Source organism: Salmonella sp. SSDFZ54, from assembly GCF_004010735.1.
Classification (GTDB): Bacteria; Pseudomonadota; Gammaproteobacteria; order Enterobacterales; family Enterobacteriaceae; genus Salmonella; species Salmonella enterica.
In genome coordinates this window covers 542,841-559,483 of record NZ_CP034819.1, presented here as the reverse complement: position 1 = coordinate 559,483, position 16,643 = coordinate 542,841, and the positions used below count along the sequence as shown (strand labels likewise).

11 protein-coding genes and 1 pseudogene are annotated in these 16,643 nt (G+C 54.7%); 8 read left to right on the top strand and 4 right to left on the bottom strand.

The features are described 5' to 3' along the window. Positions 1-3 precede the first annotated feature (3 nt). The 3 genes from EOS97_RS02600 to tadA are packed head-to-tail and all read left to right on the top strand — an operon-like array spanning position 4 to position 2,580. Positions 4-1,365: a PTS transporter subunit EIIC gene (locus EOS97_RS02600; protein WP_000361669.1), complete on the top strand. Its 1,362-nt coding sequence runs from the start codon at positions 4-6 to the stop codon at positions 1,363-1,365. Positions 1,366-1,368: 3 nt separating this feature from the next. Then, positions 1,369-2,004 (top strand): phosphatidylglycerophosphatase C, encoded by a 636-nt coding sequence (yfhb, locus tag EOS97_RS02595; RefSeq protein ID WP_000253558.1) that lies wholly within the window; start codon positions 1,369-1,371, stop codon positions 2,002-2,004. 24 nt (positions 2,005-2,028) lie between these two features. Then, positions 2,029-2,580, top strand: a complete 552-nt coding sequence (gene tadA, locus EOS97_RS02590; protein WP_001134565.1) for a tRNA adenosine(34) deaminase TadA — start codon at positions 2,029-2,031, stop codon at positions 2,578-2,580. A gap of 50 nt (positions 2,581-2,630) precedes the next feature. Here the strand turns inward: tadA and mltF are convergent, their stop codons facing one another. Both mltF and EOS97_RS02580 read right to left on the bottom strand, forming a co-directional pair. Beyond that, positions 2,631-4,175, bottom strand: a complete 1,545-nt coding sequence (mltF, locus tag EOS97_RS02585; protein WP_000734249.1) for a membrane-bound lytic murein transglycosylase MltF — start codon at positions 4,173-4,175, stop codon at positions 2,631-2,633. Beyond that, positions 4,176-4,406: pseudogene (locus tag EOS97_RS02580) on the bottom strand (hypothetical protein). A 24-nt stretch (positions 4,407-4,430) separates the two neighbouring features. Here EOS97_RS02580 and purL point away from each other — a divergent pair. The 5 genes from purL (at position 4,431) to glnB (ending at position 12,912) form a co-directional block, all read left to right on the top strand. Then, positions 4,431-8,318, top strand: coding sequence for a phosphoribosylformylglycinamidine synthase (gene purL / locus EOS97_RS02575; protein WP_127836111.1), 3,888 nt, complete (start codon positions 4,431-4,433; stop codon positions 8,316-8,318). A 648-nt stretch (positions 8,319-8,966) separates the two neighbouring features. Beyond that, a complete protein-coding gene (gene qseE, locus EOS97_RS02570; RefSeq protein ID WP_001670672.1) occupies positions 8,967-10,397 on the top strand; it encodes a two component system sensor histidine kinase QseE/GlrK in 1,431 nt (476 codons plus the stop codon). A gap of 1 nt (position 10,398) precedes the next feature. Continuing rightward, positions 10,399-11,163 carry a two-component system QseEF-associated lipoprotein QseG gene (qseG, locus tag EOS97_RS02565; RefSeq protein WP_001054245.1) on the top strand — a complete coding sequence of 255 codons (765 nt, stop codon included), beginning with the start codon at positions 10,399-10,401 and terminating at the stop codon, positions 11,161-11,163. Next, positions 11,163-12,497 (top strand): two-component system response regulator GlrR, encoded by a 1,335-nt coding sequence (gene glrR, locus EOS97_RS02560; RefSeq protein ID WP_024131115.1) that lies wholly within the window; start codon positions 11,163-11,165, stop codon positions 12,495-12,497. The genes qseG and glrR overlap by 1 nt, the downstream gene beginning before the upstream one ends. A gap of 76 nt (positions 12,498-12,573) precedes the next feature. Continuing rightward, a complete protein-coding gene (gene glnB / locus EOS97_RS02555; protein WP_000717694.1) occupies positions 12,574-12,912 on the top strand; it encodes a nitrogen regulatory protein P-II in 339 nt (112 codons plus the stop codon). Between the two features lie 48 nt (positions 12,913-12,960). On the opposite strand, the gene dtpD is transcribed toward glnB, so the two are convergent. After that, positions 12,961-14,421, bottom strand: a complete 1,461-nt coding sequence (gene dtpD / locus EOS97_RS02550) for a dipeptide permease DtpD (RefSeq protein ID WP_000856793.1) — start codon at positions 14,419-14,421, stop codon at positions 12,961-12,963. A gap of 55 nt (positions 14,422-14,476) precedes the next feature. After that, positions 14,477-16,621, bottom strand: coding sequence for a lysine decarboxylase CadA (cadA, locus tag EOS97_RS02545; RefSeq protein WP_001100652.1), 2,145 nt, complete (start codon positions 16,619-16,621; stop codon positions 14,477-14,479). Positions 16,622-16,643 lie beyond the last annotated feature (22 nt).

Genomic DNA, 16,643 nt, shown 5'->3' with positions numbered 1-16,643 from the left:
TGTATGGATAAGACGGCAGCGCTCGCCAGCGACATTTTACGTGGTATCGGCGGAGAGCAAAATATTCTGCGCCTGGAAAACTGTATGACGCGAGTCAGGGTGGAGGTACAGGACGACAGCCAACTGGATATTCCGCGCTTAAAAGCGTTGCCTGGCGTCAGTGGATACGTAAAGCAAGGGGAGCAGCATCAGCTGATCGTTGGGCCGGGGAAGGCTGCGCAGGTGGTTGATGCGATGCGCGTGCAGATTGCCGCAGGTGGTGTAAAGTCGGACGACGCTATGGCGCGTACCAAATCCGAGGTGAAAGCGAAGTATAAAGCGCCGATGAGCGATGCGTTGCGTAAGCTGGCGAATGTTTTTATTCCGCTTATCCCTGCCTTTATCGCATCCGGCTTGATTACCGGCATTATCAACATTCTTAAACGTCCGGATATCGTCGGCGATGTTGCCGTCCACTATCCTAACCTGCTGGGCCTGATGGGGATATTTGGTAGCGCGGTGTTCGCTATCATGAACATTCTGGTTGGCGTCAATACCGCGAAAGTCTTTGGCGGATCGCAGGCGTTAGGCGGCGTGATGGCGGGGATCCTTTCCAGCCCGCAACTGGCGCAGATTACGCTCTTTGGCGAGGCGCTTCAGCCGGGACGGGGCGGCGTCATCGCCGTCCTGCTGGTGGTAGCGTTAATGTGCTGGATTGAGCGCCAGTTCCGTAAGCTGCTGCCGGGGTCGCTGGAGTTAATTCTTAACCCTTTATTGACGACTGTTATCACCGGCGCGGTAGCGATTGTCGCTCTGCAACCGCTTGGCGGCTGGATTTCAGACGCTATCGCTCACGGCGCGTCCTGGGCTATCGATCGCGGCGGTTTTCTGGTGGGCGCGGTGTTAGCCGGAACCTTCCTGCCGTTGGTACTGACCGGGCTGCATCAGGGGCTGGTGCCTATTCATGTGGAGTTGGTGCAAGCGCACGGCTATAACGCGCTGTTTCCCATCCTGGCGATGGCGGGCGTTGGTCAGATAGGCGCGGCCATTGCCGTACTGATGAAAACCCGCAATGCGCGACTCAAAAAGGTGATTAAAGGCGCGCTTCCTGTCGGACTGCTGGGGATTGGCGAGCCGCTGATTTTTGGCGTCACGCTGCCATTGGGTAAGCCATTTATTGGCGCTTGCCTCGGCGGCGCGGTAGGCGGGGCGTTGATCAGCTACTGGAAAGTGGCGACGGTAATTACCTTTGGTATTTCCGGTTTGCCGCTGGCATTAACAATTGTTGCCGGAAAAATCCTGTTCTATCTGTTAGGCTATTTAATAGCGGTAATTGCCGGGTTTATTTTTACCTGGCTGCTGGGGTTCAATGATCCAGAGGAGTAAGGTTTGGTCAGCCACGAGCGTCGTGTCGTCTTTTTTGATTTGGATGGAACGTTACATCAACAGGATATGTTCGGCAGTTTTCTGCGTTATTTGCTGCGCCGTCAGCCGCTAAATGCGCTGCTCGTACTGCCGTTGTTACCCATTATCGGTATCGGTTTACTGGTAAAAGGGCGTGCGGCCCGCTGGCCGATGAGTCTGTTGTTGTGGGGCTGTACTTTTGGCCATAGCGAAACGCGTTTGCAGGCGCATCAGGCGGATTTTGTCCGTTGGTTTCGCGCTAACGTCACGGCGTTTCCGGTTGTACAGGAGCGTCTGACCACCTATCTATTGAGCTCTGACGCGGATATCTGGCTTATTACCGGTTCTCCACAATCATTGGTAGAGCAAGTCTATTTTGATACGCCGTGGCTGCCGCGCGTTAACCTTATCGCCAGCCAGATGGCGCGACGGTATGGCGGCTGGGTATTAACCGTGCGCTGTCTGGGCCATGAAAAAGTCGCGCAACTGGAACGTAAAATCGGTACGCCGTTGCGTCTTTATAGCGGCTACAGCGACAGCAAACAGGATAACCCGCTGCTTTATTTTTGCCAGCATCGCTGGCGGGTGACGCCGCACGGCGAGTTGCAGCAGCTCGAATAGTGAAACGCATAGCGTCTGTGTATAATGCCGCCCGCTTTCATTACCGGAGTTACCTCTTTGTCTGATGTCGAATTAGATCACGAATACTGGATGCGCCACGCGCTGACGCTGGCGAAACGCGCCTGGGACGAACGCGAGGTTCCGGTTGGCGCGGTATTGGTGCATAACCATCGCGTCATTGGCGAAGGCTGGAACCGACCCATTGGCCGCCACGATCCTACTGCGCACGCTGAAATAATGGCGCTGCGTCAGGGCGGTCTGGTATTGCAGAATTACCGGTTACTGGATACCACGCTGTATGTCACGCTGGAACCCTGTGTGATGTGCGCAGGCGCTATGGTGCATAGCCGCATTGGACGCGTTGTCTTTGGCGCGCGCGATGCAAAAACCGGCGCGGCCGGATCGCTAATTGATGTGCTGCACCATCCGGGAATGAATCACCGGGTCGACATTATTGAAGGGGTGCTGCGCGATGAATGTGCGACGCTGCTCAGTGATTTTTTCCGTATGCGTCGTCAGGAAATTAAAGCCCTGAAGAAAGCCGACCGTGCGCAAGGCGCGGGGCCGACAGTATAGCGCAATGCCGGATAAGAGGTTACGCGTCGCCATCCGATAAGACCATCACGCTATTTTTCTTCTTTCTTCTGCGGCGTAAACAGTAAAGACGGCGAATGCGTCAGGTAGCCTGATGACTGCGATAAAAACGACAGGAGGGGGAAGGGCGCTTTATTCAGCTCCTCCGGCGACACCGCCGGGTAATCCTGCGCCAGTTTCATGGCTTCCGCTTCCTGCTTTTCTTTTTCCTGCAAATACCCCACTAAACTTATCTGGTATTTACGGATATTTTCCACATAAGCATAAGCCTCATGTCCACGCGCGTAACCGTAGGTTAGCTTACTGTAATACGGTTTTTGGCTTAACAGAGGCAAACGCTGCTTCACATCGGTCCAGCTATCCGGATTGCCTTTGGTTTTTACCGTCAGCGATCTGGCATCGAGCATGTGCGCATAACCCATATTGTAGGCGGCTAAGGCAAACCAGATACGCTCGTCTTCCGGAACGGTTTCGGGAACTTTAGCCATCATATCTTCAAGATAGCGAGCGCCGCCGCTGATGCTTTGCTCCGCATCGGTACGGTCGGTCAGCCCCAGACTTTGGGCGGTATTTTTAGTCAGCATCATCAGGCCGCGCACGCCGGTTGGCGAGGTCGCCAGCGGATCCCAGTGCGATTCCTGATAAGAAATCGCCGCCAGCAGGCGCCAGTCTATCTCTTTGGCATATTTTTTAAATAACGGTTCCAGCTCCGGCAGGACGTTATCCACCGCTCGCAGGAAAGAGCGGGTATCAACGTAGTCGAAATCATCGCCATGTCCCAGATATTTCTCTTCGATCCGCGCCAGAGAACCGTCTTCATTGATCGAATTGAAAAAATCGAGCAGCGCGGCGGAGAGCGTATTATCGTCGTCCAGTCGGCTAAACCAGGTCACGGGCTGTTCATCCGTGACGTCCAGCGCCACGGCCAGCTCGGGATGAACGCGCTGAAACAGACTGATCGCCACTGAATCGGCAATGGTGTAATCCAGTTTGCCGCTGATGACCTCTTCCAGCAGCGTCGTCGAGCCTTTTTTATCATCCACTTTCCAGCTCAGATCGGGAAACTTTGTCTCTTTTAAACGCTGTAAATCATTGACCACGACGTGCCCTGGCGCAATGGTAAGCTGATTCTCGTTAACGGTCGCCAGCGAACGTGGGCGATATTGTCCGACCCGGTAGACGAGCTGTTGCGAAACCGAATAATACATGGGGCCGGGCTGATAGTTTTTAACGCGCGCGCTGTCGTAGACCAGCCCAGCCGCGAGCAGGTCGGCATTGCCGTTATCCAGATCGTCAAACAACTGGCTGATATTCTGGCGCACCGTCACTTTCAGCTTCACGCCGAGATAGTTGGCGAACTGCTGCGCCAGTTCATAGTCCAGACCATATTTTTTACCGTTGATAACGGAATAGGTTAATGGCGAGTCGATCGTACTGACGCGCAGTACCCCCCGGGCTTGAATCGCGGCGATATGGTTTTCGGTTTTACCGAACCAGGGGATTGAGGGCCAAAGGGCTGCTGCCAGCAGCAGCGTCAATATGCCGATGAACAGATAATTAATCTTTAATTTTTTCAATTAGTTAATTCTCTGGATCGTGCGTTGCCTCAGGCTGAAAAAGATGTTTTGCTGCAATAGATAAGTCATTAATGAGCGGCATTTTGCGTAACAATGCGCCAGTTGGCAACTTATTCGCAACGGTAGCCGCACCGTATGACAAGAAAAAGCGGTGATTTTATTTCTACGCAAACGGTTTCGTCAGCGCGTCAGATTCTTTATAATGGCGGCCGTTTCCCCCCTTGCGCACACCGAAGCTTAGAAGACGAGAGACTTATGATGGAAATTCTGCGTGGTTCGCCTGCACTGTCTGCATTCCGTATCAATAAACTGCTGGCGCGCTTTCAGGCTGCCAACCTCCAGGTCCACAATATATACGCTGAGTATGTCCATTTTGCTGACCTGAACGCCCCGTTAAATGATAGCGAGCAGGAGCAGCTTACCCGTCTGTTGCAATACGGCCCGGCGCTTAACAGCCATACGCCGGCGGGTAAACTCCTGTTGGTCACACCGCGTCCTGGTACCATCTCCCCCTGGTCTTCAAAAGCAACGGATATCGCCCACAACTGCGGCCTGCAACAGGTTGATCGGCTGGAGCGCGGCGTAGCGTACTATATCGAGGCTTCGACGTTGACGGCGGAACAGTGGCGACAAGTGGCCGCAGAGCTGCACGACCGTATGATGGAGACGGTGTTCTCTTCTTTAACCGATGCGGAAAAACTGTTTATCCACCATCAGCCTACGCCGGTTTCCAGTGTCGATCTGCTGGGAGAAGGCCGTCAGGCGTTAATTGACGCCAACCTGCGTCTTGGTCTGGCGCTGGCGGAAGATGAAATCGACTATTTGCAGGAGGCGTTTACCAAACTGGGACGCAACCCGAACGATATCGAATTGTACATGTTCGCCCAGGCGAACTCCGAGCACTGCCGCCACAAGATTTTTAACGCCGACTGGATTATCGACGGTAAACCGCAGCCGAAGTCGCTGTTTAAAATGATTAAAAACACCTTCGAAACCACGCCGGACTATGTGCTCTCTGCCTATAAAGACAATGCCGCGGTGATGGAAGGATCTGCGGTGGGGCGCTACTTCGCCGATCACAATACTGGCCGTTACGATTTTCATCAGGAGCCCGCGCACATTCTGATGAAGGTCGAAACGCATAACCACCCAACCGCTATCTCTCCGTGGCCGGGGGCGGCGACCGGTTCCGGCGGCGAAATTCGTGATGAAGGCGCCACCGGGCGTGGCGCGAAACCAAAAGCCGGGCTGGTGGGCTTCTCCGTTTCCAACCTGCGTATTCCGGGCTTTGAACAGCCGTGGGAAGAGGATTTTGGCAAGCCGGAACGTATTGTCACCGCGCTGGATATCATGACCGAAGGCCCGCTGGGCGGCGCGGCGTTTAACAACGAATTTGGTCGCCCGGCGCTGACCGGTTACTTCCGTACTTATGAAGAGAAAGTGAACAGCCACAACGGCGAAGAGCTGCGCGGCTACCATAAGCCGATCATGCTGGCGGGCGGGATCGGTAATATTCGCGCCGATCACGTGCAGAAAGGCGAGATCGTTGTTGGCGCGAAGCTGATCGTCCTTGGCGGCCCGGCGATGAATATCGGCCTCGGCGGCGGGGCGGCTTCTTCAATGGCTTCCGGCCAGTCTGATGCGGATCTCGATTTTGCCTCTGTTCAGCGCGATAACCCGGAAATGGAACGCCGCTGCCAGGAAGTGATCGACCGCTGCTGGCAGTTGGGCGACGCTAACCCAATCTTGTTTATCCATGATGTGGGCGCGGGCGGTCTCTCCAACGCCATGCCGGAGCTGGTGAGCGACGGCGGGCGCGGCGGGAAATTCGAACTGCGCGACATTCTTAGCGACGAGCCGGGCATGAGCCCGCTGGAAATCTGGTGTAACGAATCCCAGGAGCGCTATGTGCTGGCGGTCGCGGCTGACCAGTTGCCGCTGTTCGATGAACTGTGTAAGCGCGAACGCGCGCCGTATGCGGTCATTGGCGACGCTACCGAAGAACAGCATCTCTCGTTGCATGATAACCATTTCGACAATCAGCCGATCGACCTGCCGCTGGATGTCCTGCTGGGCAAAACGCCGAAAATGACCCGCGATGTGCAAACATTGAAGGCGAAAGGCGATGCGCTGAACCGCGCGGATATCACGATTGCCGACGCGGTAAATCGTGTTCTGCATCTGCCGACCGTGGCGGAAAAAACCTTCCTTGTCACTATTGGCGACCGTACCGTCACCGGTATGGTGGCGCGTGACCAGATGGTTGGCCCGTGGCAGGTTCCGGTGGCTGACTGCGCGGTCACTACCGCCAGCCTCGACAGCTACTACGGCGAAGCGATGTCGATTGGCGAGCGCGCGCCGGTGGCGCTGCTGGACTTTGCCGCTTCCGCCCGTCTGGCCGTCGGTGAAGCGTTGACTAACATTGCCGCGACGCAGATTGGCGATATCAAGCGCATTAAGCTTTCCGCTAACTGGATGGCGGCAGCCGGTCATCCTGGCGAAGATGCCGGTTTATATGACGCGGTTAAAGCGGTGGGAGAGGAACTCTGTCCGCAGCTTGGCCTGACGATTCCGGTGGGCAAAGATTCGATGTCGATGAAAACCCGCTGGCAGGAAGGCAACGAACAGCGCGAAATGACCTCGCCGCTGTCGCTGGTGATTTCCGCGTTTGCCCGCGTGGAAGACGTGCGTCACACCCTTACGCCGCAGCTGTCAACGGAAGATAACGCCTTGCTGCTGATCGATCTTGGCAAGGGCCACAACGCGCTGGGCGCAACGGCGCTGGCGCAGGTCTATCGTCAGCTTGGCGACAAACCCGCGGACGTGCGTGACGTCGCGCAACTGAAAGGCTTCTATGACGCCATGCAGGCGCTGGTCGCTGCGCGTAAATTACTGGCCTGGCACGACCGTTCCGACGGCGGTCTGCTGGTGACGCTGGCCGAGATGGCCTTTGCCGGCCACTGCGGCGTGCAGGTCGATATCGCCGCGCTGGGCGATGACCATCTGGCCGCACTGTTCAACGAGGAGCTGGGCGGCGTGATTCAGGTACGCGCTGAAGACAGAGACGCGGTCGAAACGCTGTTGGCGCAGTACGGCCTTGCTGACTGCGTCCACTACCTTGGTCAGGCCCTGGCTGGCGATCGCTTTGTGATTACCGCTAATGACCAGACGGTATTCAGCGAAAGCCGCACTACGCTGCGTGTCTGGTGGGCGGAAACCACCTGGCAGATGCAGCGTCTGCGCGACAATCCGCAATGTGCCGACCAGGAACACGAGGCGAAAGCGAATGATGCCGATCCGGGCCTCAACGTGAAGCTGTCGTTTGATATTAATGAAGATATCGCCGCGCCGTACATTGCGACAGGCGCACGACCGAAAGTCGCTGTACTGCGCGAGCAGGGGGTGAACTCTCACGTGGAGATGGCGGCGGCGTTCCATCGTGCGGGCTTTGACGCGATTGACGTCCATATGAGCGACCTGCTGGGCAGTCGTATCGGTCTGGGCAACTTCCATGCGCTGGTGGCTTGCGGCGGCTTTTCCTACGGCGACGTGCTGGGGGCGGGCGAAGGTTGGGCGAAATCCATTCTGTTTAACCCTCGGGTGCGCGACGAATTCGAAACCTTTTTCCATCGTCCGCAGACGCTGGCGCTTGGGGTGTGCAACGGTTGCCAGATGATGTCGAATCTGCGCGAGCTGATCCCGGGCAGCGAACTGTGGCCGCGTTTTGTACGTAACCATTCTGACCGCTTCGAAGCCCGCTTCAGCCTGGTAGAAGTGACGCAAAGCCCATCGCTGCTGCTGCAAGGAATGGTAGGCTCACAGATGCCGATTGCGGTTTCCCATGGGGAAGGGCGCGTTGAGGTGCGGGACGATGCGCATCTTGCCGCGCTTGAGAGCAAAGGCCTGGTCGCCCTGCGCTACGTTGATAACTTTGGTAAGGTGACCGAAACCTATCCGGCTAACCCGAACGGTTCGCCGAACGGCATCACGGCGGTGACGACCGAAAATGGTCGGGTGACGATTATGATGCCGCATCCGGAACGCGTATTCCGCACCGTCGCCAACTCCTGGCACCCGGAAAACTGGGGCGAGGATAGCCCGTGGATGCGTATCTTCCGTAATGCGCGTAAGCAGCTTGGTTAATTAGCCCGATAGCCATTAAGCCCCTCTTCACGAGGGGCTTTTTTGTAGACGGCGTTTACAGGCCCACGGGGAAGCGCGGTTGAAGCTACCGTCTTGAACGTCAAGCGGTAGGCCGGATAAGGCGTTTACGCCGCCATCCGGCAATAAACTAGTGCTTATGCCGCAAGATTAAAGTGTCGGGAAATCCCGACATGAGTGGGGGATAGGTTGTCGCCAAAAAGAGACATTTAAATATTTGATTTTAAATTGTTTTATTTTTAGGTGTTGCAGGTGTTGCTGATTGGCGACAGAAAGGGCAAAAAACAGACAGAGCCATTTTTAGCATGAATAACGATATTTTTCATATCTATCATTGTGTTAACAAAGTCTTTTGAATGTTGGCACAATTACTGCATAATGATAACCAGTGGCTCATTCACCTTCTTATGTCAGCCCCTTAGGGACGCGCTACATAAACTTCGAATGACGCACAACAAGGTGCCTGCCGTCCAACTTCTGATAATAGCGTAGCTTTATCAACCTCCGGGCGAAACGTCGAGTTAGGCACCGCCTTATTCCATAACAAAGCCGGGTTTAGCCCGGCTTTGTTGTATCTGGCGCTTCCCTCGGTTAGCATCTTTTTTATTCTTCTTTTATGTGAGCGACACGTTGAAGCGCTGGTCTGTTTTCCCCCGTTCTTTACGACAATTGGTCATGCTGGCCTTTTTGCTGATCCTGCTGCCGTTGCTGGTTCTGGCCTGGCAGGCGTGGCAAAGCCTTAACGCGTTAAGCGATCAGGCTGCGGTGACTAACCGCAGCACGCTTATTGACGCCCGGCGCAGCGAGGCGATGACCAACGTCGCGCTGGAGATGGAGCGAAGCTACCGACAGTATTGCGTGCTTGACGATCCGACGCTGGCAAAAGTGTATCAAAGCCAGCGTAAGCGCTATAGCGATATGCTGGACGCCCATGCCGGCGTCTTGCCGGATGATAAGTTGTATCAGGCGTTACGCCAGGATTTAAACGCGCTGGCGCAATTGCAGTGTAAAGATAGCGGCCCGGAAGCGGCAGCGGCCGCGCGTCTGGAGGCCTTTGCCAACGCGAATACGGAAATGGTGCAGGCGACGCGTACTGTGGTTTACTCGCGCGGGCAGCAGTTACAACAAGAAATCGCCGAGCGCGGACAATTTTTCGGCTGGCAGGCGCTGGTGCTATTTCTGGTGAGCCTGGCGATGGTGCTACTTTTTACCCGCATGATTATCGGGCCGGTGAAAGGAATTGAACGGATGATTAATCGCCTGGGCGAAGGCCGTTCTTTGGGGAATACCGTCACCTTTACCGGTCCGCGTGAATTACGATCGGTGGGGCAGCGCATTATCTGGCTGAGTGAGCGTCTGGCGTGGCTGGAATCCCAGCGCCATCAGTTTCTACGTCACCTGTCCCATGAGCTGAAAACCCCGCTGGCTAGTATGCGCGAGGGGACAGAGCTGCTGGCCGATCAGGTGGTTGGGCCGCTGACGCCGGAGCAAAAAGAGGTGGTCGATATTCTGGATGACAGCAGTCGTAATTTACAAAAATTGATTGAGCAATTGCTTGATTACAACCGGAAACTGGTAGACAGTGCCACAGAGCTGGAAGCGGTCGATATCGCGCCGCTTGTGGATATGGTGGTTTCCGCCCACAGTTTGCCTGCCCGCGCTAAAATGATGCATACCGATGTCGACCTGGAGGCCGAACGCTGCATAGCAGAGCCCATGTTGCTGATGAGCGTGCTGGATAATCTCTATTCCAACGCGGTGCACTATGGCGCTGAATCCGGTAACATTTGTATCCGTAGTCGCTCTCAGGGCTCCACGGTTTATATCGATGTGGTTAATAGCGGCGAACCGATTCCGCAAACCGAAAGAGAAATGATTTTTGAGCCTTTTTTCCAGGGAAGCCACCAGCGAAAAGGGGCGGTAAAAGGCAGTGGGTTAGGGCTGAGTATCGCCAGAGATTGTATTCGTCGAATGCAGGGAGAGATCCAACTGGTGGATGACAACGCGCAGGAAGTTTGTTTTCGCATCTCGCTGCCATTGCCTGCATCTGACAAACACTAATATGAATTTAAGCCTGGTGCGTATGTCACACGTTTTCGTCCAAACTATTAAACGATGCCTTTTGCGGTGGGGAATACCGGTGGGCATATCGTGTCTGGCGCTGACCGCATGTGTTCCCCATGCTTCACAGCAACAGCCCGGTAGCGCAGCGCAGGACACGCTCCCCCATTATCAACTGGCGGATTATCTCCCGACGGCGTGCGCGGATATCTGGTCGCTACGCGGGCAGGCGGTGGAGACGAATCCGCTGTACTGGCTACGCACGATTGACTGCGCCGATCGTCTGATGCCGGTTCAGTCGCGCGCAGAGGCGCGCGCGTTGACGGATGATAACTGGCAGAATGCCTTCAGGCGCGGGATCTTACTGGCGGATGCAAAAATTACGCCGCCGGAGCGGCGCGCCATAGTGACCCGTCTGGAGGCGTTAAGCGCGCAAATACCGGCTCAGGTGCGGCCCGTCTACCAAATCTGGCATGACGGTCAGGCGCTGCAATTAGCACTTTCTGCCGAACGTCAGCGTTATAGCAAACTCCAGCAAACGTCAGATAGTGAGCTGGATGCGCTGCGCCAGCAGCAACAGGCCTTGCAAACGCAGCTCGATCTTACCACCCGTAAGCTGGAGAGTTTAACCGATATTGAGCGCCAGCTTTCGACACGAAAACCGGCAGGGAATTACAACGCCGATACGCCGCATACCAATGACAAACCCGCGACGTCTGAAGATGGCGCGGCGCCGTCGCCGTCACAAGATGAGGTAACGCCATGATAAGCCGTAAACCGGCGCACCTGCTGCTGGTCGATGACGATCCCGGATTACTGAAATTGCTCGGTATGCGCCTGACCAGTGAAGGATACAGCGTCGTGACCGCAGAGAGCGGTCAGGAAGGACTGCGGGTACTGCATCGGGAAAAAGTGGATCTGGTAATAAGCGACCTGCGCATGGACGAAATGGATGGTATGCAACTGTTCACAGAAATTCAGAAAGTACAGCCGGGAATGCCGGTTATCATTCTGACGGCGCATGGTTCCATTCCGGATGCGGTGGCCGCTACCCAGAAAGGCGTATTCAGCTTTTTGACGAAGCCGATCGACAGAGACGCGTTATATAAAGCGATAGATGAAGCGCTGGAGCAGTCCGCTCCCGCGACGGACGATAGCTGGCGCAACGCTATCGTTACCCGTAGCCCGCTGATGCTGCGACTGCTTGAACAGGCGCGCATGGTCGCGCAGTCGGATGTCAGCGTATTGATTAACGGACAAAGCGGCACCGGAAAAGAGATTTTCGCACAGGCGATTCATAATGCCAGCCCGCGCAGTAACAAGCCGTTTGTCGCCATCAACTGCGGCGCGTTGCCGGAACAGTTGCTGGAGTCCGAATTATTCGGCCATGCGCGCGGCGCCTTTACCGGCGCAGTGAGCAATCGTGAAGGGTTGTTCCAGGCGGCGGAAGGCGGCACGCTGTTTCTGGATGAAATTGGCGATATGCCCGCGCCGTTACAGGTGAAGCTGCTGCGGGTGTTACAGGAGCGCAAAGTCAGGCCGCTGGGCAGCAATCGCGATATTGATATCGACGTGCGAATTATTTCCGCGACGCACCGCGATCTGCCGAAGGCGATGGCGCGGGGCGAATTTCGTGAAGATTTGTACTACCGGCTGAATGTCGTGAGCCTGAAAATTCCGGCGCTGGCGGAGCGTACCGAGGATATTCCGCTGCTGGCTAATCATCTGCTCAGACAGTCGGCACAGCGGCATAAACCGTTTGTTCGCGCCTTTTCTACTGATGCAATGAAACGGCTGATGACGGCAAGCTGGCCGGGCAACGTGCGCCAACTGGTCAACGTCATTGAACAATGTGTGGCGTTAACCTCTTCGCCGGTGATCAGCGATGCATTGGTCGAGCAGGCGCTGGAAGGCGAAAACACCGCGCTGCCAACTTTTGCCGAAGCGCGAAACCAATTTGAACTGAACTATCTGCGCAAGTTACTGCAAATTACCAAAGGTAACGTGACGCACGCGGCAAGGATGGCGGGGCGCAACCGCACGGAATTCTATAAACTACTCTCCCGTCACGAACTGGATGCGAATGATTTCAAAGAGTAGTTTTCATGCCGTAAAGTAGCGCGAAATATGTTACGTTTAACCGATCAAAACACAGGCGACCTTTTCAAGGAATAGCATGAAAAAGATTGATGCGATTATTAAACCCTTCAAGCTGGACGATGTCCGTGAAGCGCTGGCCGAGGTAGGTATTACCGGCATGACGGTCACTGAAGTCAAAGGCTTTGGCCGTCAAAAAGGCCACACCGAACTGTATCGCGGCGCGGAATATATGGTGGATTTTCTGCCGAAGGTAAAAATTGAAATCGTTGTGCCTGACGACATCGTGGATACCTGTGTTGATACCATCATTCGTACCGCGCAGACGGGGAAAATCGGCGACGGTAAGATCTTTGTCTTTGATGTCGCCCGCGTTATTCGTATCCGTACTGGCGAAGAAGACGACGCGGCTATCTGATGTGCCGATTCGCTGCCCGTCTCCTCCTTGTGGGCAGCGAACCACCGTTTAATCGCCCTGCGGTAGCGCCGATGTAGTCCGGGTGCAAACCCATCTCAGGCCGACAATGGCGACGATCAGCGCCACGCAACTTAGCGTCCACTCGCCCATTTGCGAGAAAAAGTGTCCGTAGGCGGCTACCGCCGTATCACTAATTTGCGATTCCGTGGTTTGTTGCGCGACGACGCCAGCCAGCCAGTTAGCGACCGCGCCGGTCGCCAGCATATAAATACCGGTCAGTACGCCCGTGACGCCAGGCAGGTTGAGGCGGGTAATTTGCGCCATCGCGACCGGATCAATAAACAGCTCCGCAAAGCCCATCAGCGCCAGCCCTGCGATCATCATTCCCATTGATGCCTGCCCGTCTAACCGGGCCTGATGCGCGTTTAGCGCCAGCAGCATAAAACCGCCGCCCATTAATACCAGCCCCACGGCAAATTTAAGCCAGACGCGCAGCACCGAGCGGGCGCTCTCTTTCGGGCTGCTCAGCCACGCCAGCACCACGCCTGCCGCCATCACCGCAATCGCATTGACCGACTGGAACAATGCGGTGGGGACGGTCATGTTCAGCCAGTGGCGGTTGACAAAACGGTCGATGAATAAACTGATCGAACTTCCGCCCTGCTGCGCCAGAACCCAGAAGAGAGTGCCGGTGATCATTAACAGAACGATTTGCCACAAGGCGCGACGGTGTTCGGGAAATTTAACCATAATACGGGCGATAAGTTGCGCCGCGAAGACGCAGACAATGGCCAGCACATAGCCAGACCAGTTATTTTCCAGCAGGAGGGTGAAGAATACCGGCGCGATACACAGCATTAATACCAGCCAACCCCAGGTTGGAAGGGCGAATTTAACCGCCCGCAGCGCGGGGCGATTAACACCGCGCGTCTGCTGAAAGTGGCGATGACCGCTTAAAAAGATGAGCAGGCCGATGAACATTCCCACGCCCGCCAGCGCAAAGCCGACATGCCAGCCATACCACTGCGCCGCCAGACCACAGGCGATCGGCGCGGCTATCGATCCAATATTCCCGGCGGCGTAGAGCAGCGAGAATCCCCCGTCGCGGCGGTTGTCATCAGGGGCGTAAAGTTCGCCCAGCAGACAGCTAATATTGGATTTAAACAAGCCGTAGCCGCAGATAATAATGGCCAGCGCCGCATATAAACTCAGCGTTGAATCAGATTCTAAGCCCAATACCACATGACCCAGCGTCATCAATAGGGCGCCGGTGATAACCGCCACGCGGTTGCCAAGCAGGCGGTCGGCAAGCCAGCCGCCAAGAATAGGGGTAACGTAAACTAAAGAGGCGTAGGCGCTGAAGAGGTTGATCGCGTGGCTGTCATTAAAACCAAGCTGGTGGGTAAGATAAAGGATGAGTAAGGCACGCATGCCGTAAAAGCTGAAGTATTCCCAAATTTGAATCGCCACGATGTAAAAAATCGCGCGCGGTTGTGAGGGTGTTTTCATAAAGTCTCCTTGCTGCGTGAAAAAAGGGAAGTGGCAAGCCACTTCCCTTTGGTACTTATTTCGTATTTTCTTTCAGCACCTTAACGGTGTAACGTCCGTCTGCCTGACGATAGGCGCCGTGGATATCGGTTTCGAAGCCCGGATAGTGGGCGCCGATTTCGCACAGCATTTGCAGGAATTCCAGTACCGGACGGCTTTCCTCGGTGATCATTTCACCAGGCATCACCAGCGGCACTCCCGGAGGGTAAGGAAGGATCATGTTGGCGTTGACGCGTCCAACCATCTCTTCAAGATACACCTCTTCCGTTTCGCCATGCAGCTCTTTCTGGAACGCAGTATACGGCGTCATCACCATTTTCGGCAGCACTTCAAACGCACGGTACATTAAGTCCGGCAGATTATGATGTTCGACCAGTTTATGAATATTCTGTGCCAGTTCCTGGATGCGCATATTTTCATAAAACTCAGGCGCTTCGCGGTACAGTGCCGGCAGAATGTTTTTGACGCGCAGGTTCAGGTCAAAGGCGCGTTTAAATTCAGTGAGCGCGCGCAGCAGGCTCAGAGCTTTGGTTTTGTCGATACCAATGCTGAACAGGAACAGCAGGTTGTATGGACCGGTTTTTTCTACGATGATGCCGCGTTCATCGAGATATTTGGCGACCAGACTTGCCGGAATACCGAATTCATCCATCGTACCGTCTTTCTTCATCCCCGGCGTCAGGATAGTGACTTTGATCGGGTCGAGGTACATGTGTTCGTTATCGATATTTTTGAAGCCATGCCATGCGCTATCTGAACGCAGCGGCCAGCACTCAGCTCCATCGATATGTTCCGGCTGCCATACGTCAAAGAACCAGCCGTCAGATTCGCTTTTCAGGCGTTTAATTTCTTTACGGAATTTAATCGCACGTTCAATAGAGCCGTTAATCAGGCGTTTACCCGCATTACCTTTCATCATCGCCGCTGCGGTTTCAGTAGACGCTACGATACCGTAGTGCGGAGAAGTGGTGGTATGCATCATGTAGGCTTCGTTAAAGGTTTCTTCGTTAATGTCGCCTTTAACATGAATCATGGATGCCTGTGAAAACGCCGCCAGCAGTTTATGTGTGGACTGGGTTTCATAAATGATTTTGCCTTCTACACGGTCGCCGCTCATACCGCATTTACCCTGATAAATAGGAGAGAAATTGGTATAAGGCACCCAGGCGGAGTCAAAATGAATGGACTTCACGTCCAGAGTTTTCTTGATGTAGTCAGTGTTATACAACAGACCGTCATAGGTTGAGTTAGTAATAACAGCATGGACCGGCCAGGTTGCGTTAGGCGTCTCTTTTACCCGTTTAGCGATAGTGGCGTGCTGGAACTCGCTTTGCGGAATACCGCCAAGAATACCGTAGGCGTTACGGGTTGGGCGGAAATAAATCGGCGTAATGTCGCTCATCATCATCAGATGGGTCAGCGATTTATGGCAGTTACGGTCAATCAGTACCGTGCTGCCTGCCGGCGCGGAGTACATACCGACGATTTTGTTCGCCGTAGAGGTGCCGTTCGTCACCATGTAGCTACGTTCGGCGTTAAAGACGCGGGCGATATACTCTTCCGCTTCTTTATGCGGGCCGGAGTGGTCCAGCAGTGAACCCAGTTCGGAAACGGAAATCGAAATATCGGATTTCATCGTGTTCGGGCCGAAGAAATCATAAAAGATGCTGCCGACGGGGCTTTTCTGGAAAGCGGTCCCGCCCATGTGGCCAGGCGTACAGAAAGTATATTTCCCTTCGCGCACATATTTGAACAACGCTTTTGTCAGCGGCGGCAGAATATTGTCGATGTATTCATCGGTATTCTGGCGAATTTTCGCCGCGATATCGGCTGCGGCGCCTAAAGCATATTCAAAGAAGCGAACCTGCATTCTCAGATCGTTGAGGCTGACGTCCAGCGTAGAGTAGCTGTTGGCGAAGGCGTACAGCGGCATATACTCGTTCAGCTTGCTAATCTCTTCGCAAAGCTCAAGGTTATATTTATCCCAGTCGAAAATGACGCCGCAAAGGCGGGAGTTATTTTCAATCAGCTTCAGCAGGTCTTCTCGGTCGTTTGGATAGACGATACGGAAATTTAAACCTTCCAGTGCACGATGCAGTTCACGAATAGGCTCTTCTTTAAAGTAGACGCCCATGTGGTTCATGATAGCAATAACGTTCATAGTCTTGTTCCTGGTAAAGTGG

Excerpts from the sequence above, each read along its gene's own strand:
- cadA (WP_001100652.1), bottom strand. The coding sequence starts at position 16,621 with ATGAACGTTATTGCTATCATGAACCACATGGGCGTCTACTTTAAAGAA.
- purL (WP_127836111.1), top strand. The coding sequence starts at position 4,431 with ATGATGGAAATTCTGCGTGGTTCGCCTGCACTGTCTGCATTCCGTATC.
- EOS97_RS02600 (WP_000361669.1), top strand. The coding sequence starts at position 4 with ATGGATAAGACGGCAGCGCTCGCCAGCGACATTTTACGTGGTATCGGC.
- dtpD (WP_000856793.1), bottom strand. The coding sequence starts at position 14,421 with ATGAAAACACCCTCACAACCGCGCGCGATTTTTTACATCGTGGCGATT.
- tadA (WP_001134565.1), top strand. The coding sequence starts at position 2,029 with ATGCCGCCCGCTTTCATTACCGGAGTTACCTCTTTGTCTGATGTCGAA.
- qseG (WP_001054245.1), top strand. The coding sequence starts at position 10,399 with ATGAATTTAAGCCTGGTGCGTATGTCACACGTTTTCGTCCAAACTATT.
- glnB (WP_000717694.1), top strand. The coding sequence starts at position 12,574 with ATGAAAAAGATTGATGCGATTATTAAACCCTTCAAGCTGGACGATGTC.